We start from the raw sequence: 25,531 nt of genomic DNA, 5'->3' as shown, positions 1-25,531 counted from the left end.
TTTACAGCAATAAATAGACGATGAGGAAATAAACCCCATAGCCTAATATGTCATTGGTAGTGGTAATAAAGGGTCCACTGGCTACCGCAGGGTTAATATTTAATTGATTCAATACCAAGGGGGTAAGTGTACCCATCAACGAAGCTAACATAACCACCGCAAATAAGGAAAGAGAAACGGTAACAGATAGCATGATGGCACCGTGGTCAACTAACATAGAACAGCCAAATGCGAAGGCTGCGGCAATCAAGGCATTGATTAAGGCTACGATTAACACTTTCTGAAGACGTTTCCAAAGTGTCGTATCTAAACCGCTTTTATCGGCTAAACTTTGTACAATGAGGGAAGAGGATTGAATTCCTACGTTACCGCCAGTAGACCCAATCAATGGAATAAATGCAGAAATTGCTGGCATCAATGAAATCGAACTGTCGAAACGGTCAATGATTTTGGCGGCTAAAAAGCTACCCACCATACCACCAATCAACCAAGGTAAACGCGAACGTACCAAGAGCCAAATGGAGTCATCTTCCTCTACGTCTTCCGAAATACCGGCCATGACTTGAATGTCTTCCTGTGCCGATTCAGTAATAAAATCGACCATGTCGTCGATGGTGATTCTACCCAATAAACGACCTTGTATATTGACTACAGGAATGGCCTCTAGGTCATATTTTTGCATTAAATCGGCTACTTCCTCACCAGAAACATAGGTTTGAACTGATACGATACCATCTGCATCGAAAACATCCTGAATTTTGGAGCCTCTTTTAGCTAAGATGATTTTTTTCAAGGAAACGGTACCCATCAATAAACCATCATCATCAACCACATAAACGGCATATACTTTCTCAACGTCTTCTGCTTGTCTACGAATTTCCTCTACACATTCGGTAACAGTTTGTTTGACATTGATTTTTATTAACTCTTTTTGCATTAAACCTCCCGCACAATCTTCATCATAATGCATTAAATCAATGATAAAGCGAGCTTGTTCTCGGTCTTTCAACAAGGCAATAACCTCCTCGCGAACACGCACGGGTTGTTCATTCAATATATCCACGGCATCATCGGAATCAATGACGTTGATGTAGCCTGCAATTTCTTTGGAATTGAAATTCTTCAAAAACTTGATTCGGTCATCCGAATCTAGGGTGGAAATAATTTCAGCAGCTAATTTGGTGTCCAGTAATTGAACGATGTATTTGGCTTCCTCCCCAGTTAATTCATCCAAAATACTCGTAATATCTGCGGCAAATAAATCTTCAATTTTGGCTAGAATAGCTTCATTGGATTGCTCAACGATGAGTAATTTGATTTCCTCTAAAAACTCTTTGGTGAGTTCAAACGGAAGGTGTTGTGGGTTGACTACTTCCATGGATTTCGCTGAGGTTTGAAAATTTCGTATCTAAATTAAGAAATATTTGCTGGATTTCGCCTATTCACCTACATATCCATTGGCTTTCCATAATTCGGTTAGTTCTGTAAATTCAGCCACACCTAATTGTTCTGCGCGCTTCGTTAAAAGTGGATGGTCGGGTAATTGCATGGCTCTCAGTGCATTTCTCAAGGTCTTACGACGCTGATTAAAGGCCATTTTGACTACTTGTTTGAACTTCTGTGGATCACAGTCTAATTTTTTATCCCAATTTCTCACCACACGAATTACACCTGAGTTGACTTTGGGAGGAGGAGTGAACACCTCTGGCCCTAAGGTAAATAGGTATTCCACGTCATAGAAGGCTTGAAGTAAAACACTCAAAATCCCGTAATCTTTATTGCCAGGCTTGGCGGCTAGGCGCTCAGCTACTTCTTTTTGAAGCATTCCTACTACTTCCACACATTGATCTTTGTATTCCAGAATTCTAAAAAATATTTGGGTAGAAATGAAATATGGAAAGTTTCCAACGATGGCGAATTTTTCTTCACCGAAAATATTTTCTAATGGATATCTCAAAAAGTCCCCATCTATTAAACGAGGTCCAGTAAACTCCAGATAATTTTTTCTTAGGTAAGCTACTGACTCTTGGTCAATCTCAATTAAATAGGTCTCGTAATCCTTCTTTTTTACCAAATATTGAGTTAAAACACCCATTCCAGGTCCAATCTCCAATACTTTATGGTAAGCACCCTGTGGATCCAGGGCATTGACGATTCGCTGGGCTGCGTCTAAATCATTTAAAAAATGTTGTCCTAAACTCTTTTTTGCTCTTACTTGCACGTGCTCTTGGGGCTTTAAGGAAGTAAAATTACGCCCTTTTTTGTACATTGTAAGCAAAATTGTGAATAAAGCCATGGCAAGTTGGGCACAGAAATCCAAGGATGAATTAATTCAGGAAATTAGGCAACTGAAAAATCAGTTGGATGTACTCGAAATGACGGAATCGACTTTCAGTGGAACCTCCGCCAAAGAGAATCTAATCCGTACCCTAGAGAGTTTAAAGCTATTTGGAATCATCATGGCTTTGGATGGGACCATTACCCATGCCAATGCCTATACCCATAAATTGTTAGGCTATGAGCCAAACGAATTGAATGGAAAAGATTTTTTTACCACCTTATTGCCCTTGGAGGAGAGGCAGGGTAGAAGAACTTCTTTTAACCAAGCTGTAGCCAATGGAGGATTATTTGAAGAGAGGGAAAGAACCTATGTAACCAAGTCAGGAGAAATTAAATGGGTGGAAGTTAATTCTACGATTGTTAGTGAATTAGACGAGCAAACCTATTTAAGTATCATCGGTGAAGATATCAGCGAACGAAAAAAGGTTAGTGAAGCTTTAAGTAGGTCCAATGCTCAATTGCAGGATTTGATAAATAATACGACTGACTTAATCCAAATCACAGGTATTACAGGACGTTTTTTATTTGTTAACCGAGCTTGGTTGGAAACCATGGGCTATACCGAAGACGAGGCCCGTGATTTGAAATTGACGGATGTTTTGCACCCTGAGTTTGCTTCCAATACCCTGAATCAACTTGATTTGCTCAGTAAGGGTGACGAAATACCTGAATTTACTGCAGTATTCCGACGAAAGGATGGCCGTCGATTATATGTCAGTGGATCAGCAACTTGTCGATTTGAAAAGGGGGTACCCACTGCATTTCGTTGTATTTTACATAACTCCACAGCTAAAGTACGTGCCGAGCGAGCCAGTAAATTATACTCGTCCATTGCTCAGGTTACCATCAATTCCTCCAATTTAGATGATTTATATTCCAATATCCATAAGCAATTAGGGGAGGTTATTGATGTAAAAAACTTCTTTATTGCTCAATATGACCCCGCAAAAAGTTTTCTGTATTTCCCCTATTATGTGGATGAATACTTTAATTCCAGGGTACATTTTACCAAAAGAAAATTAGGAAATGGATTGACAGAATATGCTATCATGGCCAATAAGCCATTGATTTTGCATGATGATGACATCCATCAATTGGCCAATGAAAAGAAAATTTACTTGTATGGTGTAGTTCCTAAAGTGATGTTATGCGTACCTCTACGTATTGGTGATCGAGTGACGGGGATTATTGGGGTGAAATCCTATGAGCGTTCCAATAAATACGAAAACCGAGATTTAGAGTTATTGGACTTTATTTCAGGACAGGTAGCTTTAGCCATTGCTAGAAAACAAGCAGAAGAAGCCTTAGCACGTGAGACAGCACGTTTAAACGCCATTTTTGAGGGTAGTTCTCACTTAATGTGGTCGGTAAATAAACGTTTATTCTTGACCAGTTTTAACCATGAATATTCAGATTTATTGGTAGAGCAAATCAGTATAAGTCCTCAAATTAACATCAGTGCCGAAAAAATGGGATTCCAATTGTTGGCCCCACCCGAGCGTCGCCGCATGGAGGAAGGATACAAGATGGCCTTTAGAGGGCAGAAGCAACATTTTGAATTGGAATTACTGACAAAAACAGGGGAGGAGAAATGGCTAGAAATATATTTAAATCCTATCTTTTTGGAGCATGGTACAATTGAAGAGGTTTCAGGAATAGCTCGTGATATTACGGATTTAAAGAAGTACCAACATGCCTTGGTGGAGGCACGTGAACAAGCAGAGCGTTCATTAAAAGTGAAGGAACAATTCTTGGCCAACATGAGTCATGAGATTCGTACGCCCATGAATGGGGTGATAGGAATGGTGGATTTATTGAGCGATACCCCATTAAATGAAGATCAGGTAGATTATGTTCAAACGATTAAGAAATCCTCAGAAACGCTACTTCATATTTTAAATGACATTTTGGATTTAGCCAAAATTGAAGCAGGTAAGATGGTTCTTCATCCAAGTGACATTGTTTTAGATGATGTGCTTGACCGTTTGATGGCTTTATTTTCTCAGGTAGCTTGTCAGAAAGGAAATACTTTGGAATATCATTTGTCCAAGGATTTACCCGAAGTAGTTATTGCCGATGAGACCCGTTTATTGCAAATTCTGTCCAATTTGACTTCCAACGCATTAAAATTTACGGAGCATGGCAAGGTAAGTATCGATGTGTCGGGAGAGAATATTACAGCAGAGTCTTTGGATTTAGTCGTAAAGGTTCAAGATACGGGCATTGGAATCAGTCCAGAAAATTTAAAAATATTATTCAACGCATTTCAGCAGCTGGATAATTCTACCTCCAAAGTGTATGGGGGTACTGGATTAGGCTTGGCCATTTCTCGTGAGTTCTGTAAAATGATGCAGGGCGATATTGGGGTAGAATCTACTTTGGGCAAAGGAAGTACTTTTTGGTTTAAAGTCCATTTGAAGGTAGGTAAACAGGAGTTGGTCCAAAGAAATAAGGAGGCGGATAAGTTTGTGATACAAGGCAAATTAGAAGATATTCAGCCTCATGTTTTGCTGGTGGATGATAATTCTACGAATCGAAAGGTAGCTTCTCAAATTTTAGCAAAGGCGGGATGTACTGTTCAAACAGCTTCTAGCGGACGGGATGCTATAAATTTATTAAGTAAGACGCATGAGTTTGATTTGATTTTGATGGATATTCAAATGCCTGAAATGGACGGAATGCAGACGACCCAGCATTTGAAACAATTGGGTTTAGCAAGTTTACCTCCGATAGTAGCCATGACAGCCTATGCCATGAAGGAGGATAGAGAGAGGTTTTTGGCGGTAGGAATGGATGATTATTTAGCTAAACCAATCCGCGCTCAGCAATTGATTCAAATGGTGAATCATTGGGTTAGGCAAGGAGTGAAACCTCATGCAAAGCAGGTGACTGTTTCTGAAACTCAATCCTTAAATCCCGTGGATCAGGAAGCCTTAGATTCTTTATTGGAAGCTACGGGTGGTGATGAAGGTTTTGTGAAAAGTATGTTATGTGATTTTATTCATGAGGCCAAACAGCAGATTATCGATGCTGAAAATTTTTACCATCAGAATGACTGTAAGGGGGTTCAATCAGAATTACACACCTTAAAAGGCAATTCAGGGACTTTAGGAGCTGCTGAGGTTTACGCCTTATGTAGGAAAATCGAGGGTAAAGCCAAGGTCTGTGATTTCCAGGAATTTGAACTGGAAATAGCGCTATTAAAGCAAGCGCTTAATCGATTTGAATCGGCTGTTCAAGTTCAATATGCTTGATTTTCGGACAAAATGGCGTGTTTTTGAAATAATTCAAGGGGTAAATAAGTCATTATTTCCGATTTCGTACTGTGGATTAACATTTGATTGATAGAGGTCAAATTGTAAATAAACAGATGAATCCTAAAAATTACACTTCCCAAGCGAGTATAGTGATTCAAAATTCGGTGGAATTGGCTACCAATGCTGGCCAACAAGCCATTGAAACAGGTCACTTGTTGGCGGCCATCTTGCAAGATGATACCCAAACGGTTTCATTTTTGCTGAAAAAGTTGGGTGTAGCTGCTCATCAAATTCAAGAAAAGCTAAGTAAAATTATTAGTTCTTATCCCAAGGTTTCCGGAGAGCCCTTTTTGAGTAATGGATTGCAACAATCCCTTCAAAAGGCGGAGAAATGGAAAGAGACCATGGGGGATTCCTATGTCAGCGTAGAGGTTTTGTTTATTTCTTTGCTGGATGGTAATGACGCCGTAGCGGATGCTTTGAAATCTTTGGGCCTCAATACCACTTCGTTAAAAAATGCCATTGTAGAACTTAGAGGAAATAGAAAAGTGAACGATCCACATGCAGAGGGTACTTACCAATCCTTAGAAAAATACGGTAAGAATTTGAATGATTTAGCCAAAGCTGGGAAAATAGATCCAGTGATTGGTCGGGATGAGGAGATTCGTCGTGTCTTGCAGATTTTATCCCGCAGAACGAAGAATAACCCTATTTTATTGGGAGAGCCGGGGGTAGGTAAGACGGCGATTGTAGAAGGTTTAGCTCAAAGAATTGTGTCAGGTGATGTGCCAGAAAACCTAAAATCTAAGATTATCATGTCCTTGGATATGGGTTTATTGGTGGCAGGAGCCAAATATAAGGGAGAATTTGAAGAGCGTCTAAAAGCGGTTATCAAGGAGGTGACGGATTCCAATGGGGAGATTGTTTTGTTCATCGATGAAATTCATACCTTGATTGGTGCGGGTGGAGGAGGAGAAGGAGCCATGGATGCGGCCAATTTATTGAAACCAGCTTTGGCTCGCGGTGAATTGCATGCGATAGGGGCAACTACTTTGAAAGAATACCAAAAATACATTGAGAAGGATAAAGCTTTAGAGCGTCGTTTTCAATCAGTGATGGTGGAGGAACCTGATGTGGCTGATGCGATTTCCATTTTACGTGGTATCAAAGATAAGTATGAATTACACCATGGGGTGCGTATTCAAGATGATGCTGTGATTGCTGCGGTGGAATTATCAAATCGCTATATCTCCGATCGTTTTTTGCCCGATAAGGCCATTGACTTAATTGATGAGGCTGCTGCAAAAATGCGCTTGGAAATCGATTCTGTTCCAGAGGAAATTGATGATATACAACGTAAAATCATGCAATTGGAGATTGAAAGAGAAGCCATTCGCCGTGAGAATAATAAAGAAAAGGAAACGATTTTAAGTCGGGATTTGGCAGATTTATCTGAAAAGCGTGATGCTTTAAAGGCTCGTTGGCAATCGGAAAAATCGGTCTTAGATACCATTCGTTCTGAAAAAGAGAAGATAGATAAGTTGAAGTTGGAAGCAGAACAAGCGGAGCGTCAAGGTGATTATGGTAAAGTTGCGGAGATTCGTTATGGCCGTTTGGTTGAGTCCGAACAAAAATTAAAAGACTTACAATCGGCTTCTTCAGGAGAGAATACCATGTTGCAAGAAGAAGTGACTGCCGAGAATGTAGCAGAGGTGGTGGCAAAATGGACGGGAATTCCGGTAAGTAAAATGTTGCAGACGGAGATCGATAAGCTTTTACACCTAGAAGATGAATTGCACAAGCGAGTAGCTGGTCAAGATCAAGCGATTGAGTTGGTTTCAGATGCGGTTCGTCGCTCCAGAGCTGGCTTACAAGACCCTCGTAAACCGATAGGCTCTTTTATATTTCTAGGTACAACGGGAGTAGGTAAAACAGAATTAGCGAAGTCTTTAGCTTCTTATTTATTTAATGATGAGAATGCTATCGTACGCATAGATATGTCAGAGTACCAAGAGCGTCATGCGGTGAGTCGCTTGATAGGAGCGCCTCCGGGATATGTGGGATATGATGAAGGGGGACAATTGACAGAAGCCGTACGTAGGAAACCTTATTCGGTGGTCTTGTTGGATGAGATAGAAAAGGCCCATCCGGATGTTTGGAATATCTTATTGCAGGTCTTAGATGAGGGTCGATTGACCGATAATAAGGGAAGAACTGCCAATTTCAAGAATACTATCATCATTATGACCTCCAATATTGGTAGTCATTTGATTCAGGAGAAGATGGGACAAATGGAAGGATGGAATAACCAGATAATAATGGATGAGACGAAGGAAGAAGTGATGACTTTGTTGAAACAAGTAGTTCGTCCAGAGTTTTTGAACCGAGTGGATGAGGTGGTATTGTTTGAACCATTGTCTGAGGAACATGCTCGTAAGATTTTGGGTATTCAGTTTAAAGAAATCCAACGTCGATTGGCGGATCAACAAATCACTTTGGAGGCTACAGATGAAGTATTATCTAAATTGGCCAAAGATGGATATGATCCTAATTATGGAGGAAGACCAATGAAGCGAGTACTTCAACGTGCGGTTTTAAATGAATTATCGAAAGAGATACTTTCTGGCAAAGTGAAAAAGGATTCAGCCGTATTGATGGATTTAGATGCAGCTGGAAATATTGTCTTCGAAAATGTACCCAATCCTGAAGTAGTCTAACATATTGGGGTAAAAATAGGTAGCCTGAGAATAAATTCTCAGGCTATTTTTTTTGTAACGTTGTCAAGGTTCCAAACCTTGCCAACGTTGAGAAAATCGAGTTTATTGTATCAATTAATTGATTAAATCAGCTGGAAAATTTTGGTAGCAAATTGGACGTGTAAAGCGGTAAATAGCTTGTGTCCCTACCGAGGTTCCTCTTGAATCACTGGTGGCAGGAAATGGTCCTCCATGCACCATGGCTGGAGAAACTTCCACACCCGTAGGGAAGCCATTTAACAAAATTCGGCCCACTCGAAGGCTTAATGCCTCAATCAATTCGGGAAATGCCTTAATCTCTTCCAAGGTTCCATGAATAGTCCCTGTTAATTGACCTGGCAATGATTCAATAAAGGCAATAAGCTCTGCTTCGTCTTCTACCAACACAGCTAAGGTACTTGGACCAAAAACCTCTTCTAAAATTTCTTGGTCTTTCATGGCCGCTTTGGCGGTAGTCACAAATAAGCTGGGCGAAGGGATATCCTGAGTCGTGTAACGTTGTACGTCAGCATGCTGGTCTAACTTTTGACAGCCATTTTTATATGCTTGGGCTATTCCTTGAGTTAAAAAAGCATTCAAAGGCATGGTGTCTAATTGTGCTGCCAAATCCTTTAAAAATGCCTGGTCTGCTTTCTTGATGACGATTAGGCCTGGATTGGTACAGAATTGACCTTGACCTAAACAAACAGATTGACTGAAATTGGCCGCAAGGCTAGCACCGTTTGCAGCTAATCCTTCAGAAAGTAAAACCACCGGATTAATGCTGCCCATTTCAGCATAAACTGGGATTGGGTTCGGTCTTCTCACCGCTAAATCATATAAGGCTTTTCCTCCACGATAAGATCCTGTGAATGCCACGGCTTGAATGTCGGGATGTTGTACTAAATATCCTCCTAATTCATGGGACGTGGTATGCACTAAAGAAAATATGCCTTCGGGCATTCCCGTTTTTTGTGCAGCAGCCTGAATAGCTCTTCCAACCATCTCACAAGTGTTAGGGTGAGCAGGATGTGCTTTGAATACCACTGGACAGCCAGCGGCCAAGGCCGACATGGTATCACCACCTGCCACAGAAAAGGCCAATGGGAAATTACTTGCCCCAAATACAGCTACGGGACCTAAGGGGATTTGTTTTTGAAATAAGCTAGGTTTAGGTAATGGCTGACGCTCAGGAAGGGCAGGGTCATCTATGGGATTTACCCAAGCTTTATTTTTAATGAAATTAGCAAAAGCCAGGACCTGTCCTGTGGTTCGACCACGCTCGCCTTGGATTCGTGCCGTAGGTAATCCTGCTTCAAGGCAGGCCATTTCGATTAAGGGATCTCCAAGGGCATTGATTTCCTCTGCGATAGCCTCTAAAAATGCGACTCTTTTTTCATCCGATATTTTTCTTAAGCTAGCAAATGCCGATTTGGCTTTGGCTACTGCCAAGTCAATTTCAGCTTTGGTAGCTTCATAAAATGGAGTCGAAATGGCTATGCCAGAATCAGCTTGCATGCCTTGAAATGTACTTGTACCTAGTTTGGAAAATGATTTTCCTATGATTTGTTCACCTGTAAGGTTCATTATGCTACAATTTGAATTAAAGTTCCGATGGGTTCAATTTGAATTTCAATGCGATCGCCAGACTGCAAGGTGAAAGGATAATCAGGTACCACGCAGGTTCCGGTCATGAGGTAAGTACCCTTTGCAAAGCTCATCTCTCTGGTCAGAAATTCCACTAATTCCGCATGAGTTCTTTTCATTTGAGATATTTGAGTATCACCTTGGAAAACCTCAATACCATCCCGGAAAATACGCATGTCAATCACTGTCTCAGGTGCCAAGGCTTGGTCGGTCACCAATAAACAGGGTCCAATTCCCGCTGCACCATCATAAACTTTAGCCTGGGGTAAATACAAAGGGTTTTCGCCTTCAATATCACGCGAACTCATGTCATTACCTATGGTATAGCCGGCTAATTTACCTTGGGAATTGATGAAAAGCGTTAATTCTGGCTCTGGTACATTCCAGGCTGAATCTTTACGAATTCTTACTTTGCCTCCATGACCTACGGCCCTATGGCTATTTCCTTTGTAAAAAATCTCTGGTCTTGGAGCAGAATATACCTTATCATAAAATGTATCTCCTCCTGAATCTTTGGATTCTTCCATTCTAGCCACTTTGCTTCGCAAATAGGTAACTCCCGCCGCCCAAATTTCTTGCTGGTCTACTGGATGCAATAAATGAATATCACCAAAATTCACTTCGGTACCATGGGCAAAAGCGGAGGCACAAGCATCAAATAAGTTTTCTTGATTGATGAAATCATCCCAAGAGCTGGCTTGATGAAAAATTGATTTATCCGAATTACTGGATTGAATGACATGTCCGTGAGGAGTACGGTACAGTTTAAAATAGTTCATTTGAAATAGGTTTATGTATTATAGTCGGCTTATTTTTTCAAGGGCTTTCATGACTTCGGAAGCATTTCTTTGAGTGAATGAAAGATTGAAAGTACAAAGATTGTCAATTTTTTGATTTAGTATTCGAATTGGCAATTTTTTACAGATTTTCATCACCTCATTTAATTCAGAATACGGAAATCGAATTTCTTCTTCCACTAAGGGTTCATACTCGATGATTTCCGCTTGAGACAAAGCATCCAAACTAGCTTCTTTGTAAGCATGTATTAAGCCAGGAACTCCCAGTAAGGTACCTCCAAAATATCGAATCACGGCAATGAAAACATAGTGTAATTTTTGAGACAGAATGGTATTCAAAATAGGTTTCCCGGCACTTCCCGCTGGTTCTCCATCGTCGTTAGATCGGGCTTCTTCTGGACTAAATCCTAAGCGATAAGCATAACAAATATGCCGAGCTTTGGGGTGAAGTACCGCTAATTCTTGCAGGCGCATTTTAATTTCTTCCAGATCTTTCACGGGATAAGCCATGCCGATGAATTTACTTCCTTTATCTTTGTATAGACCTTCAGAAGGCGAGGCAATGGTTAAATAGGAATCTTGCTGAGACATGAAGACGATTAAATTCCCCGCAATTTATGCACAATAATTATTATTTCTTGCGCGTGTTGGCTTCGAACCTACGTCAAAAATTGATGTATGCACGATTGAAGCAATGTTTCTCTCAAGAAAAAGATGAATTGGTGTTGGGGTTTGAACGTCAGAATGGCGAAGATTTTTGGATCAAATGTTGCTTGGGCCCAACTTTTTCTTGCTTTCAGTTTCTAGAAACCTTTCACAGAGCAGGAAGGAATTCCGTTGATTTGTTTTCGGATGTTTTATTGGCTGAGGTACAGGAAGTTGAAATGTATGAGAATGAAAGAGCTTTTAGCATTCATTTTTTAGGAGATTTTGTGCTTTTGTTTAAAATGTATGGCAATCGGGCAAATATCATCCTGTACCGTGATGCTGAGTACCAAAGTCTTTTTCAATCTCGCCTAAAAAAGGATTCAGAATTATCTTTGGCTTCTATTCATCGGCCTTTAGATCAAAGTTGGGAGGCCTTTCAAAACCAAGACGGGGAGTGGCAAACCCTTTTTCCTACTTTTGGAAAGGAGATAAAATCTCATTTATTAGGTTTGGGTTTTGAGGAGGCTAATTTGAAATCTCGTTGGGAACTCATACAATCTTTGCTTGCCGAATTAGAAGAACCTACGATATACGTGTATCATCGTGAGGATGGAATCTATTTAAGTCTATTAAAATCCAAAGGCGAAGCTTTGTATGTTGGCCATGATCCTTTGGAGGCTTTAAATGCACTATATAAATTTCATTATTCCATTGGGAAGTTTCTCAAAGAGAAAAATCAGCTTCTGGCATTTTTTCAAAGAGCGCAGGATAAAACGCGGCTCTACCTTCAAGATTTAGAAAATCAAGGTAATAAACGAGGCGCTAGTGTTCCTTATGAAGAAATGGCTAACATCATTATGGCACATCTGCATTTGATTCCTGCCAATGTTAGCTCGGTGGAATTACCTGATTTTTACCGAGATACCACCATTAAAATTAAACTAAATGCTAGTTTAACGGCCTCTCAAAATGCTGAGAATTATTACAGGAAGTCGAAAAACTTTACCAAAGAGTTAGCTCATTGGCAGGAACAAGTCGACCGTAAAAAAGCCGAAATTCAAGTTTGGGAGGAGCGCTGGCAACAAGTTCAACAAGCCACTTCTCGTAAACAATTGAAGGCTTTCATTCCATTGTTGACTAAGGATACATCACAAAAAGCTGCAGAAGAAATTCCTTTTCGAGTTTTTGATATACAAGGTTGGACCGTTTGGGTGGGAAGAAATGCTAAAAACAATGATTTGTTAACCATGAAGTATACCAAGCGTCAGGATGTTTGGTTGCATGCTCGGGATGTTGCAGGTTCTCATGTGGTGATTCGCAATCCCCAACAAAAGGTAGTTCCCAAATCAGTTATCGAGGAGGCCGCTGGCTTGGCTGCGCATTTTTCTAAAAGGCAACATGAGAGTTTATGCCCGGTGATTATCAGCTCAAAAAAGTACATTAGAAAGACTAAAGATTTATTACCCGGTCAAGTGATTGTAGACCGAGAAGAAGTAATTTTAGTACCACCCACTAGAATAGATTAAATTACATTTTGTCTAACTATTCTGCAATATTTTTTTATTTTCCTTCGGATTCCTCTAAATTAGTAAACTTTTGACCCATTCACTTTAAGAAAAACTATGCAATCTCAAGGTTTACAATTACTCGATTACCTCGTGTTCCTCTTTTATTTTATCGTTGTTTCCGGATATGGTTACTGGATTTATAAACAAAGACAATCAAAAATTTCTAATTCCAACGACTTCTTTTTAGCAGAAGGTTCATTGACTTGGTGGGCTATTGGAGCCTCATTAATCGCCTCTAATATCTCCGCTGAGCAGTTTATTGGTACCTCAGGAGATGGTTTTAGATTAGGATTAGCCATTGCCACCTATGAGTGGATGGCTGCTGCCACCTTGTTAATTGTGGCGATTTTCTTCATGCCTATTTATTTGAAGAACAAGATTTTTACCATGCCTCAATTCTTGACTCAACGCTATAGCCCTACGGTTAGTTTGATCATGGCCGTGTTCTGGTTGATGTTATACATTACCGTTAACTTAACATCTATTTTGTATTTAGGGGCTTTGGCTGTAACTACCATCTCGGGTGTTGACTTTACCGTATGTATGATCGGTATGTCGGTATTTGCTATTTTCATCACCTTGGGTGGTATGAAAGTAATTGGTTATACCGATGTGATTCAAGTGGTGTTCTTGGTCTTAGGAGGTTTAGCAACTTCTTATTTAGCCTTGAATATGGTGACTGACCGTTTCGGTGGTTCAGGTGTGGTTGACGGCGTTAATCACTTATTGACCAAGGCTCCTGAGCATTTCCACATGATTTTACAAAAGGGAAATCCAAATTACCCAAGCTTACCAGGTTTAGCGGTTTTGATTGGTGGTATGTGGATTATCAATTTGAACTATTGGGGATGTAATCAATACATTACCCAAAGAGCCTTGGGTGCCGACTTAAAAACGGCTAGAAACGGTATTTTATTTGCTGCTTTCTTGAAGTTGATGATGCCAATCATTGTAGTATTACCTGGAATTGCCGCTTATTTATTATATAAAGACGGGATGTTCCAAACAGAGATGTTAAAAGACGGTGTCTTAAATAAGGATAATGCCTATCCTGTATTATTGAATTTGTTGCCAACAGGATTAAAAGGTCTTTCGTTTGCAGCTTTAACGGCAGCGGTGGTAGCTTCTATGGCAGGTAAAGCCAATTCCATTTCTACCATTTTCACCTTAGATATTTATAAGAAATACATCAACCCGAACGCTTCTGAAAAGAAATTAGTGAACGTTGGTCGCTTTGCGGTAGTAGGTGCTATGGTTACATCGGTGATTGTGGCTCCTATGATGGGAATCGATAAAAAAGGTGGTTTTGAGTTTATTCAAGAATATACGGGCTATGTTTCTCCAGGTATTTTTGCCTTGTTTACCCTAGGTTTCTTCTGGAAGCGTGCCACATCTAAAGCAGCATTGGTTGCATTATTGGGTGGAGTTACTTTCTCTATTTTGACAAAATACATACCTTCTTGGACAGGTGTAACGGAGTGTATGTTCTATTCTTCTTTCCCAGATGAAACAGGCCGCATGATGATTCCATTCATGGATCGTATGGCTTGGGTATTTATCTTTTGTGTGACTTGTATGGTGATTATTTCATTGGCAGATCCAGAAAGCAAAAACAATCCAAAGGGCTTAGAAATCGACGCGAGTATGTTCAAATTATCTCCTTCCTTCATTGTAGGATCGGTGGTTATTTGTACCATTTTGACTTTCTTATATACCTATTTCTGGTAAACTCAAAACATGAAAGAAGTATTTCAAATTCTTTTATGTTTACATATTGCTGGAGGAGGCCTAGGCTTGTTGGTGGGAACTTTGATTCTTTTTCTAAGAAAAGGGGATCGGAACCATCGGAAGCTGGGCCTTCTTTTTTATGGGGGTATGTGCCTTGCTGGTGCTACATCTTTGCTTATGGCCATCATCCATCCCAATTACTTTTTATTCATAGTCGGGATTTTTACCTTATACATGAATTTGAGTGCCAAACGCTACCTTCGGTTTAAAAAGAAAGAGCAACAGGCTCAGTTTTTTGATTATGTGATAAGCGTATTTATGCTCATTTTTGGACTGATTTTCATCGGATTTGGAGCTTATTTACTTTTTAAATCTCAAATTTTCGGTTTGGTTTTTCTTACATTCGGTTTTATTGGCTTGCGTTTTGTCTATCAAGATTACCGATTTAAACAATCAGCTTATAGCATCAAGCTAGCATGGCTTTCCAACCACATTCAGCGGATGATGGGGACGTACATTGCTTCATTGACTGCATTTTTAGTGGTGAATAGTTCCATTTTCCCTCAATTTATTCCTTCCTTTGTTTTTTGGTTATTACCTGGCATCATCGTGGGTCCATTGATTGGACGCTTTGTCAGGAAATATACCCAAAAAGTGAAGATTCAATGAAGGTAAAACAACCCATTTTATTGGTGATTGCAGGCCCTACGGCGGTGGGTAAAACGGCTCTTTGTGTGGAGTTAGCCAAACAGTTAAAAACAGAGATCATCTCCGCGGATTCCCGCCAGTTTTATCGGGAATTGTCCATCGGTACTGCCAAACCCAGTCTAGAGGAACAAGGTGGAATCAAACATCATTTCATCGATTCTCATTCGATACAAGAATATTTCTCACCCGGAGATTTTGAACGAGAGGCTTTAATTCTGTTGGAGGAATTATTCCAACAGCATGAGGTCGTGATTTTAACGGGTGGATCAGGTTTGTACATCAAAGCCTTATTGGAGGGTTTGGATGAAATGCCCGAGGTGGACTTAGCCCTGAGAGAACAATTGAATCAACAATTATTGACCGAGGGAATAGCGCCTTTGAGGAAACAGTTACAGGATTTAGACCCAGAATACGCTGCTCAAGTAGATGCCCAAAATCCTCAACGTATTGTTCGGGCTTTGGAAGTATGCCTCTCGACAGGAAAACCATATTCTGATTTTCGTAAAAAACAATCCGTAGAACGCCCTTTCCACGCCATAAAAATTTGTTTGGATAGGCCAAGAGAAGAATTGTATGCCCGCATCGATCAACGAATGGATATGATGTTGGCTCAAGGTTTGGTGGAAGAAGCCAAGCACTATCAGGATTACCAGCATTTGTATGCGCTCAAAACCTTGGGCTATAAGGAAGTTTATGCGCATTTGAGAGGCGAATACGATGAAAAAGAAATGATTCGCTTACTGAAGCGAAATAGCCGTCATTATGCCAAAAAACAGTTGACTTGGTTCAGACACCAAGGAGAGTTTCAATTTTTACATCCGGATGATGTGAAGGGGGAAGTTTTGAGGAGGATGAAGAATGAAGAATGAAGAATGAAGAATGAAGAATGGAGGCGGTGCAGATTTGTCAAATTTTCAAAATTTGACAAATCTTAAGTTCACATTACCTCATAAGCCCAAATACGCCTCTAATCCACCCTCCAGATTCTGGCATGAAATACCTTTCGCTGAAAGAAGTCGACAAGCGATGCTGCTCTGGGTGCCGTTATAGCAAAGAATGGTGATGGGTTGGGGTAGGGTTCGGAGCTCTTCGATGCGCTCCAATACCTGATCTAAAGGAATATGAACACCTCCCAGATTGAATTCATCCCACTCGCGGGGCGTACGAATATCTAGGAGGTGTAAATGGCTGAATTGTTCTTTGAATTGAACCGCCGAAATGGATTGCATCTTAATATCCAGCTGCCTGCCAAGCGAGCATGCCGCCAATTAAATTACGGACATTGCTGTACCCTTCACTGCTTAAATATTCTTTGGCACGACCAGAACGTGCGCCTGAGCGACAATGCACAATGATTTCCGCATCTTTATCAGCTTCAATCTCATCTAAACGCTCGGGTAATTCTCCCAATGGAATCAATTGAGCTCCAATATTGAACTCATCAAATTCATGTTCTTCACGGACGTCAATGATGTACAAAGACTCATTTTTATCCATTCTTTCCTTTAATTCTTCTATTGTAATATCCATGTGATTATTGGTTTTCTCCTCCGCCAACTACCCAAAGGTCGATGGTATCTCCCGGGTGAATACTTGTTCCGGTGCAGGTAGCACATACCTGTTTAAATACCACACCCGGTTGAAATTCTTCGTTGGCCTCGTAATAAATTTTACCGACGGTCAGGTTCATACCTGCCAAAATAATATTGACTTCATCCAAAGGTTTACCTACTAAATCGGGTAATTCCATTTCTACATTGGCCGTTCCGTTTCCAATAAACAAATCAACCATGGTTCCCTTTGGTATAATAGCCCCAGCTTCAATCTTGCGTCCATTCACTTGCATTTCAATCACTTCCTTCACTCGTGGGTCATTGATTTCATGCACTATGCCTTTTCTCAGACCAGAAATTAACAGCTGCTGCTCCGCACTTCTTACTGATAGCCCAATTAGGCCCGGCATTTTGATGGTAGGAGGGGTCTCGGAATTGATGGTGATGTAAATTTTACGACCCGATTTCACCAAGGCATTAGGCAAAGGATATTGGGATAAAATCGTCAAGGGAGGTTTATCTGCCGTAAAAGTACAGTCGGAAATTTCGTAGGTTAAATCATTAGCATCCACCAATTCTTCCATTTTTTCCATGGTCATTCCCTTCAAATTTGGCACTTTGATGGTTTCCCCATGGTGGGTGCTCCAAGGTAAATACACAAAAAAGAACCCGAAAAATAAAACCAGAAATAAGGAGATCAGAATCGCGATGTGCGTGTACAGATCTTTTTTGGTTTGGGTAGGGATTTTCATCATGAGGGATGCGTTCAAATAATGCATGCAAGTTAGGGAATTGTCGGGAAAACAAAAACCCATTTTGTTAGGCCAATCTACGAATTTGACATAAAAAAACCGGGTAGTGTTTCACCACCCGGTTCATTAAAATTAGCTATTCTTAGTATTTGAATACTTTTGAACCTGCCATTACTTCTTGTGTCTTCTCGTTGAAAGTAACACGCTCTCCTGTACGGTAAGCCGCATTGGCCATGATCGTAGCAATTGAGTGTTGGTAACCTGCTTCGATAGGAGCATTTGGCGTTTTACGTGAACGTACGCATTGCATCCAGTTTTTGATGTGCTCAAAAGTCAAGCTATCACCACCCGTGTTAGAACCTGTTTCTACTTTAGGGCCTTCAATTTTCAAAGTAGGTAACAAATTCGCTTGCATACCCATGCCTCTAGCTTCACCTTCTGTCAATCCTCCATTAGGAGAAATCATGTTGGTATCTAAGTTTAATTCACCACCATTTGAATAGTAAATTTCTTTCGTTCCACCTGCTGAGTTAGAGAAACGAGACGTAAAGCTTACTTGGAAGCCTTTGTTTGGTTGATCTGCTGGGCCGTAATCAAATACAGTAGTCATGGTATCTGCATTCTTACGTCCGTCGTTCCATTGGTAAATACCTCCATTAGAAACCGCCGAACGTGGATGAGCTAAGCCAGAGAACCAGTGTACGGTATCAATTTGGTGAGACATCCACTGACCTGGAATTCCTGAGGAATATGGCCAGAATAAACGGTACTCTAAGTATTTACGAGGATCGAATGAGTCTTTAGGACGGTTCATCAAGAAACGGTTCCAATCGATATCGGATTCTTTTAAGTCTTTGCAAAGGTTCACTCTTCTCCAACGACCTGGCTGATTCACGTTCCACATCAATTCCACCATTTTGATATCGCCAAATTTGCCTGACTTGATGAATTCATCCGCAGCCCAGTAGTTGGCACCACTACGGCGTTGAGAACCAATCTGTACAATTTTACCCGATTCTTTTACAGCTTTTAATACCGCACGAGCATCTTCCATGGTTTCTGCCAAAGGCTTCTCTGCATAAACATCACAACCTGCTTTTACGGCTTCGATGGTGTGTAATGCATGTTGGAAATCGGCAGTGGAGATAAATACGGCATCTACTCCTTTAGCCGCATATAATTCGTCGTTATTTCGGTAAGTAGTGATTTTACTTCCTAATTGGGATTCCAGATAAGCCTTACCTTCTTCACGTCTGCGGTTCCAAAGGTCAGATACTGCTACCATTTCAAAATTCATTTCTTTTTGTAAAATTTTGAATGGAGGAACGTGGGAAGAACGGTGACGGTCAGAAAAACCTACACAGGCTACACGAACACGGTCATTTGCTCCCAGAATCTTGCTGTAAGATTTTGGACTGAAGGCAAATGTTCCAAGGGAGGCAACAGCGCTCTTTTGGATGAAATCTCTTCTTTTCATGTTAAAAATTATTTTTGAGGTATCGTTTGTTATTTAATTTCTCTGATTTTGATGTTCTTGTAAAATACCGAATCACCATGCTCTTGCAACAAGATAGGACCTTTTGCCTTCATACCAAAACCTGGCCATTTGTTGTATTTACTATGAGCTACTAATACTTTATAAATATTACTTCCGCGAACATATTCAAGCACTTTATATCCGTTTAACCAATGCTGTACTACGTTATTCGGATAAACTACTACTCGTCCACGGTTCCAATCACCAATCTTTTTGATAGACCGTTTGTCTTTGTCTGAAGGAATCAAGTCGTATAAACTAGACAAAGTTCTGTTTCCTTCGGTACCTAATTTAGCATCTGGATGCTTTTCATCATCCAATACTTGATATTCTAAACCGATGGCTGACATACCTGAGTTATACGATTCATCTACGAAATACTTCACCCCAGAATTGGCCCCTTCGGTTAATTTGAAATCAAAAACCAATTCAAAAGCTCCGAATTGTTCATTGGTTAAAATATCACCACCATTTCCTGATTCTTTTCCACCTTTACTATTCACGTGCAAAGTACCATCAGATTCAACAGTCCAAACCGATGGAGGTGCTGTTGTTTTAAAAGCTGAACGCCAGCCGCTCAAATCTTTACCGTTGAACAATAATTTATAACCTTGAGCCTCTTCTTGTGGAGAAAGCGTGTTTAGGGTATAATTTTCAACAGGAGTAGTCTTATCCAATGGACGAGGACGCATCTGACTTCCAGTTTGAATCTTGATGTTTTTCCACATCACTTGCGTTCCTTCTTTTTGATCTTTACCTATGGCATGTACTTGGAAAGCAATAAATCCTTTGGCAGTCATATCATCTACTAAGTAGGTAACTGGGATATTATTTACCCAAGTACGAATAGTATTTCCGATAGCCTCTATACGATAGTGGTTCCATTCTCCTTTTTTGAAGGCTTTTTTAGCCTCTACATTTTTCTCAACTGGGTATAACCAACCTCTACGGGCTTCATCATACAATCCACCTGACCAAGCACGATCTGAAGGATCTATTTCCACTTGGTAACCATGTACGCGGCCATTCATTACATCTGGAGAGGAAAGGCTACGTATTTGAATACCTGAATTCATGGAGTTGTCAACCTTTAGGTCTACTTCTAAAATAAAGTCACCATATTCTTTTTCTGTGGCCATGAAAGAATTGGGAGTATTAGCTACGGTTGTGCCCACCATGACGCCATTTTTGACTTCGTATTTGGCTTGACCGTTTAATTGTTTGAATCCTTTGAACGTTTTACCATCAAAAAGATTGGTCCATTGTTCATTTTGAGCCAAAACTGGCATCATTACCCCTAAAGCAAGGAGTAGTGTAAATAATTTCTTCATAGTTTCTTTTAAATGTATTAATTACCCGTAAAAGTCCAAAAAAGAATTGATTTACTCAAATTCCGGGAATTAATCCTCTTAATTTTCTGTAGGGTCTTGACCTTATTCCATTTTGAGCTTCTTTTTATACCAGCCCGCTTCAGAAATATTAAATTTGATATTCGGTCTATTCCATTAAATTTGTAGATTAAATTTAGCCTATATGAAGAAACAAACTCAAGCCATCCGTATTCAAGCTAAGCGTTCACATAACCGTGAGCACTCAGTGCCATTGTACCTGACCTCTAGTTTTACCTTTGAGGATTCAGAGCAAGGTAGGGCTATTTTTGCGGAGGAGATTCCTGGGAATATTTATTCTCGTTACCAAAATCCCAACGTGGATGAGTTTGTAGAGAAGATGTGTATGCTGGAAAATGCCGAAGCTGGATTGGCTTTTTCTACTGGAATGGCGGCTATTTTTTCATCCATGGCGGGTTTGTTGAAGCAAGGAGATCATGTGATTGCATCCAATGCACTTTTTGGTTCGGCGATTCAAATCTTAACAAAAATTACTGCCAAATGGGGCATAGAATGCACATTTGTAGATGGTCATGATATCAAAGCATGGGAAGCTGCTATCAAGGATAATACCAAATTCTTTTTCTGTGAAAGCCCTTCCAATCCCGGTTTGGATTTAATCGATATTGCGGAATTAGCTGCGTTAAAGCAAGGAAAGGATATTATTCTTGCCGTAGACAACTGTTTCGCAACCCCAATTTTACAAACTCCTTTGGATTTAGGTGCTGATTTAGTCATACATTCAGCCACTAAATACATCGATGGTCAAGGTCGTGTTTTGGGGGGAGTTATTTGCGGAAAAGCTGAATACATTGCTGAAATTCGTTTCTTTGCTCGCCATACAGGGCCGTCCTTATCTCCATTTAACGCTTGGATATTGTCCAAGAGTTTGGAATTATTGGATCTACGCATGCAAAAACACGCTGAAAATGCCTTAGCCTTGGCAGAAGCCTTAGATGGGCATCCTGCCGTTCATGCGGTAAAATATCCTTTCTTGAAAAGCCATCCACAATATGAATTGGCTAAAAAGCAAATGAAATATGGGGGAGGTATTCTTACTTTGGATATCAAAGGAGGTTTTGAGAAAGTACAAAAATTAAGTCAATTGCTTCAAGTGGTGTCTATTTCACCCAATTTGGGAGATACACGTACTATTTTAACTCATCCTGCTTCTACAACTCACTCCAAGTTATCTGCGGAAGATCGGGCTGCTGTAGGCATCACCGATGGATTAGTACGAGTGGCGGTAGGTTTGGAGGCGATTGAAGATTTAAAAGAAGATTTTTTAAACGCGTTAAATCAGCTTTAATCCATGTGGATAGCCCTAGTGGTATGTTTGGTATTACTGACTATCAATGTGGTCGTAGGTGTTTACGTAGAACGTAAACTCTCTGCGTTTATGCAGGACCGTTTGGGCCCAATGGAAGTTGGGAAGTGGGGCTTATTGCAAGTTTTTGCTGATTTATTGAAGTTATTTCAAAAGGAGGATATTGTTCCCGCGTCCGCCCAAAAGCAATTGTTCTTATTTGCCCCCTGGATTATATTTCTAGCGGTATTTGGTTCATTTTCAGTGATTCCCCTCAGTTCCGGTAGTTTTTTGCAAGGAAGTCAAACCGAAATGGGCATCATGTTGCTCATGGGCATTGTTTCTTTAGATTCCTTGGGGATTTTATTGGCGGGCTGGACATCCAATAACAAATATTCTTTACTTGGAGCAATTCGTTCAGCCGCTCAATTAATCTCTTATGAGATCCCCATGGGATTAAGTATTCTTTGTGTGGTATTAATATCCTCTAGTCTGAATTTGCAAGATATTGCCATGCAACAAGGGGTTTTTAGTCCTAAGACCAATTACCTTTTTGGATTATCTTTTTTAAACTGGGATGTTACCCAGGTAGGCGGGATATTAACCTGGAATGTGGTACGTGTACCTTTCTTTTTTTTCCTATTCATTTTGTTTTTTATCGCTAGTTTAGCCGAGGCTAATCGGGCTCCTTTTGATATTCCTGAGGCAGAATCTGAGCTGGTAGGCGGCTTTCATACAGAATACGCTGGTATGCGTTGGGCATTATTGTTTTTGTCAGAATACGGAATGATGCTGCTGGTTAGTGTTCTGGGTGTTATCCTTTTTTGGGGTGCCTGGTATTCTCCTTTTCCCAATGTAGGAAGTCTGCGATTAGCTGATTGGACCAATGGAACTCCTGGAACTTTAAGTGCCACTCTCATCGGTTTTGTTTGGCTCATGCTAAAAACTTACCTGTTAATTGCTTTACAAATGTGGGTTCGTTGGACCTTGCCACGTTTACGTGTGGACCAGTTGATGTATTTGTGTTGGAAAGTATTAACTCCGGCCGCTTTGGTTTTCGTCGCAATATCCTCCATTTGGTCGATGTTCATGTAATTCCATTTCCCCATCTCAAGGATTATACGTAACATTGATTTTATTACCTCAAACCAAAGTATGATAAAACTCTTTACCAGAGTCTTTTGCGTTTTATGTTGTCTTTTCATCTTTCACAAAAGCTATTCCCAGTCCCCCACAACTACCTTACCCTATTTGGAAGGGAAAGTAGTTGATGCACAAACAGGAGAACCCCTCCGTGGTGCGGATATATCAGTTGATTTCAAGAAATCAGGAACTTCCACAGACTCTTTAGGTCAGTACCGTATTTATTTGCCCTATGGTGAATTTGTGGTTAAAATTAGTCATGTAGGATATAACCCCTATCGGACTAAAGTATACATCAAATCTAATACGACCCTGAATGCTCAATTGAATGACGTGACCAAGCAATTGGAAGAGGTTATTGTTTCTAGTGCTGCTACCAAGCGAGACATTCAAACACCTTCCTTGGGAGTGACCGTTTTAAGTTTAAAGGGTATCAAAAAGCTACCTACCATGATGGGGGAGGTGGATGTTATCCGAAGTTTACAAACGCTTCCCGGCGTATCTTCCGTAGGTGAAGGCGCCAATGGTTTGAATATCCGAGGATCTAATGTGGATCAGAATTTGATTTTCATTGACAACACACCCATTTTCAATCCAACACACATGTTTGGTTTGTTTTCGGTTTTTGCCTCAGACGCTATTCGTGATTTGGAATTATACAAAGGAGGAGTACCCTCACGGTTTGGAGGTAGAACGGCAGCAGTTTTGGACATCAAAATGATTGAACCCAATACCGATAAATTTAAAATGCAAGGAGGGGTAGGTTTGGTTTCCAACCGTGTCATGGCAGAGATTCCTTTGATCAAAGAAAAATTATCCATCTTAGTGGCGGGTCGATTGTCCGTGAATGATTTTATGTTCAAATGGTTTGCTCCGACCGAGTTGAAAAACATTCGTGCCAATTTCATGGATGTGGCTACCAAGGTTTTTTATCGCCCCAATAATAAGAATACCATTTCTATTTCCAATTATTTGAGTCAGGACTACTACCGAGTAGACTCCCTGTTTAGTATCGAAAACGTCGTGGCTAAGCGGACATCCTTTGATTATGGACATAATAATTTGGCTGTACATTGGAATCATTATTTTTCAGATAAGCTGAATATGATGTTAAGCGCCACGAGTACCCTGTACAAAACAAAAACGTATTCTCCTGATTCGGTCAATGCGATAGATTTACAAAGCTCCATTGATTATAAAAATGTGCACTTGAGTTTTGATTACCAACCGATAGAAAATCACAAAATGAATTTTGGGGCTATGGCCACCCGCTATTATGTCAAACCAGGGTCCTTAAATGATGGGGTTGTTTCTCGGGTAGCAAAAGTGGTATTACCAGATGAACAATCCATTGAAGCCGCCATTTATGCGGATGATGAATGGACTGTGAGTCCTAAATTTACCATTCAGGCAGGTTTGCGATATGCACAATATTGGCGAATAGGAGCAGGAGTCGTTAATCAATATGATCCAAGTCGAATGCCAGCAGCCAATACTATTATTGCCAAAAAGGTGTACGGAGACGGCGAGGTGATGGCCAGCTATGGCGGTCTAGAACCTCGTTTGACCATGAAATACTCTCTGGCAGAAAATACCACCATGAAATTTGGGTATAATCGCATGCAGCAGTTTTTTCAATTGCTTTCCAATAATACTACGCCACTACCTACTTCCCGTTGGAAAACGGCCGACTCTTTCATTAAACCACAGCAGTCCGACTTTTATTCTTTAGGTTTCTTCAAAACCTACAATGAAAACGTATTTGAAGCCTCACTGGAAGCCTATTACCGTGATGTAAGAAACACCTTGGATTTTGTTTCAGGAGCCAATTTACAATTGAACCCGAACATAGAGACTCAATTGATTACGGGTAAGAGTAAGGCTTATGGAATGGAGTTAATGGTTCAAAAGAAAAAGGGCGAAGTCTCGGGATGGGTGAGTTATACTTATGCTCGAGCATTTAATCAAATGATTGGCGATTTCCCAGAGGTACAAGCCATCAATGGTGGAGAATGGTTTGCCACCAATTATGATAAGCCTCACACCTTTAACATGATGTTAAATATTCAGCCAACCACGCACCATAGTTTCTCCTTTACCTTTGCCTACAATACAGGAAGACCTTTCTCTTCTCCTTCAGGAAGCTATGAAATTGCAGGTAAACGTTATCCTGTTTTTGCGGCTAGGAACAACGACCGTATTCGTGATTACCACCGTTTGGATTTCTCCTGGACCATCAGTAACCCATCTATGGTTAAAAAGAGATGGGAAGGCAGTTGGGTTTTTACCGTCTATAATTTGTACGGAAGACAAAACCCTTATTCGGTGTTTTTTAAATCGAATAAACAATCCTTACAGCCCTATGAACTAAGCGTGTTTGCTGCTCCATTTGTATCCTTGACCTATAATTTTAAATTTTTATAG

The 25,531-nt window shown here is 40.4% G+C and carries 19 protein-coding genes; 9 read left to right on the top strand and 10 right to left on the bottom strand.

From position 1 onward, the window contains the following. Position 1: 1 nt before the first annotated feature. Together mgtE and rsmA are read right to left on the bottom strand one after the other, a co-directional pair. Positions 2-1,378, bottom strand: a complete 1,377-nt coding sequence (gene mgtE / locus SKC36_RS03650; protein ID WP_459453169.1) for a magnesium transporter — start codon at positions 1,376-1,378, stop codon at positions 2-4. Positions 1,379-1,438: 60 nt separating this feature from the next. Further along, complete coding sequence (gene rsmA / locus SKC36_RS03645) at positions 1,439-2,269, bottom strand: 16S rRNA (adenine(1518)-N(6)/adenine(1519)-N(6))-dimethyltransferase RsmA (RefSeq protein ID WP_459464647.1); 831 nt, start codon at positions 2,267-2,269, stop codon at positions 1,439-1,441. 25 nt (positions 2,270-2,294) lie between these two features. Between rsmA and SKC36_RS03640 the strand changes: the two genes are divergently transcribed. Together SKC36_RS03640 and clpB are read left to right on the top strand one after the other, a co-directional pair. After that, on the top strand, positions 2,295-5,594 hold the full coding sequence (locus SKC36_RS03640; protein ID WP_459464645.1) for a PAS domain S-box protein: 3,300 nt from the start codon (positions 2,295-2,297) through the stop codon (positions 5,592-5,594). 116 nt (positions 5,595-5,710) lie between these two features. Beyond that, complete coding sequence (gene clpB / locus SKC36_RS03635; protein WP_459464643.1) at positions 5,711-8,314, top strand: ATP-dependent chaperone ClpB; 2,604 nt, start codon at positions 5,711-5,713, stop codon at positions 8,312-8,314. 114 nt (positions 8,315-8,428) lie between these two features. On the opposite strand, the gene SKC36_RS03630 is transcribed toward clpB, so the two are convergent. The 3 genes from SKC36_RS03630 to SKC36_RS03620 are packed head-to-tail and all read right to left on the bottom strand — an operon-like array spanning position 8,429 to position 11,367. Further along, complete coding sequence (locus tag SKC36_RS03630; protein ID WP_459464641.1) at positions 8,429-9,919, bottom strand: aldehyde dehydrogenase (NADP(+)); 1,491 nt, start codon at positions 9,917-9,919, stop codon at positions 8,429-8,431. Continuing rightward, positions 9,919-10,758 (bottom strand): fumarylacetoacetate hydrolase family protein, encoded by an 840-nt coding sequence (locus SKC36_RS03625; protein ID WP_459453164.1) that lies wholly within the window; start codon positions 10,756-10,758, stop codon positions 9,919-9,921. Before SKC36_RS03625 ends, SKC36_RS03630 begins: the two co-directional genes overlap by 1 nt. An 18-nt stretch (positions 10,759-10,776) precedes the next feature. Then, on the bottom strand, positions 10,777-11,367 hold the full coding sequence (locus SKC36_RS03620) for an IMPACT family protein (protein ID WP_459464639.1): 591 nt from the start codon (positions 11,365-11,367) through the stop codon (positions 10,777-10,779). A gap of 26 nt (positions 11,368-11,393) precedes the next feature. Here SKC36_RS03620 and SKC36_RS03615 point away from each other — a divergent pair, with 26 nt between their 5' ends. The 4 genes from SKC36_RS03615 (at position 11,394) to miaA (ending at position 16,297) form a co-directional block, all read left to right on the top strand. After that, the gene (locus tag SKC36_RS03615; protein ID WP_459464637.1) at positions 11,394-12,950 is read left to right on the top strand and encodes an NFACT RNA binding domain-containing protein; all 1,557 of its coding nucleotides are present in this window, start codon (positions 11,394-11,396) and stop codon (positions 12,948-12,950) included. A 96-nt stretch (positions 12,951-13,046) separates the two neighbouring features. Next, a complete protein-coding gene (locus SKC36_RS03610; protein ID WP_459453161.1) occupies positions 13,047-14,720 on the top strand; it encodes a sodium/sugar symporter in 1,674 nt (557 codons plus the stop codon). A gap of 9 nt (positions 14,721-14,729) precedes the next feature. Beyond that, positions 14,730-15,389 carry a hypothetical protein gene (locus tag SKC36_RS03605; protein ID WP_459453160.1) on the top strand — a complete coding sequence of 220 codons (660 nt, stop codon included), beginning with the start codon at positions 14,730-14,732 and terminating at the stop codon, positions 15,387-15,389. Continuing rightward, positions 15,386-16,297, top strand: coding sequence for a tRNA (adenosine(37)-N6)-dimethylallyltransferase MiaA (gene miaA / locus SKC36_RS03600; RefSeq protein ID WP_459453159.1), 912 nt, complete (start codon positions 15,386-15,388; stop codon positions 16,295-16,297). Before SKC36_RS03605 ends, miaA begins: the two co-directional genes overlap by 4 nt. 78 nt (positions 16,298-16,375) lie before the next feature. Here the strand turns inward: miaA and SKC36_RS03595 are convergent, their stop codons facing one another. From SKC36_RS03595 to SKC36_RS03575, 5 genes are all read right to left on the bottom strand, one after another. Next, a complete protein-coding gene (locus SKC36_RS03595) occupies positions 16,376-16,657 on the bottom strand; it encodes a rhodanese-like domain-containing protein (protein WP_459464635.1) in 282 nt (93 codons plus the stop codon). A 1-nt stretch (position 16,658) separates the two neighbouring features. After that, positions 16,659-16,958, bottom strand: coding sequence for a rhodanese-like domain-containing protein (locus SKC36_RS03590; RefSeq protein WP_459453157.1), 300 nt, complete (start codon positions 16,956-16,958; stop codon positions 16,659-16,661). Between the two features lie 4 nt (positions 16,959-16,962). Then, on the bottom strand, positions 16,963-17,736 hold the full coding sequence (locus SKC36_RS03585; RefSeq protein WP_459464633.1) for a PASTA domain-containing protein: 774 nt from the start codon (positions 17,734-17,736) through the stop codon (positions 16,963-16,965). Positions 17,737-17,875: 139 nt separating this feature from the next. Beyond that, on the bottom strand, positions 17,876-19,210 hold the full coding sequence (locus tag SKC36_RS03580; protein ID WP_459453156.1) for a Gfo/Idh/MocA family protein: 1,335 nt from the start codon (positions 19,208-19,210) through the stop codon (positions 17,876-17,878). A 29-nt stretch (positions 19,211-19,239) separates the two neighbouring features. Then, entirely contained in the window at positions 19,240-20,601 is a 1,362-nt protein-coding gene (locus SKC36_RS03575; RefSeq protein WP_459453155.1) for a 3-keto-disaccharide hydrolase, read from the bottom strand. 202 nt (positions 20,602-20,803) lie between these two features. Here SKC36_RS03575 and SKC36_RS03570 point away from each other — a divergent pair, with 202 nt between their 5' ends. The 3 genes from SKC36_RS03570 (at position 20,804) to SKC36_RS03560 (ending at position 25,531) form a co-directional block, all read left to right on the top strand. Further along, complete coding sequence (locus SKC36_RS03570; RefSeq protein ID WP_459464631.1) at positions 20,804-21,967, top strand: trans-sulfuration enzyme family protein; 1,164 nt, start codon at positions 20,804-20,806, stop codon at positions 21,965-21,967. A gap of 3 nt (positions 21,968-21,970) precedes the next feature. Next, entirely contained in the window at positions 21,971-23,059 is a 1,089-nt protein-coding gene (locus SKC36_RS03565; protein WP_459453153.1) for a complex I subunit 1/NuoH family protein, read from the top strand. Between the two features lie 156 nt (positions 23,060-23,215). Beyond that, positions 23,216-25,531: a TonB-dependent receptor gene (locus SKC36_RS03560; RefSeq protein ID WP_459464629.1), complete on the top strand. Its 2,316-nt coding sequence runs from the start codon at positions 23,216-23,218 to the stop codon at positions 25,529-25,531.

Source organism: Aquirufa sp. OSTEICH-129A (genome assembly GCF_054558355.1).
Note: the sequence above shows the minus strand (reverse complement) of the source record. Positions and strands in the feature narration are given on the sequence as shown.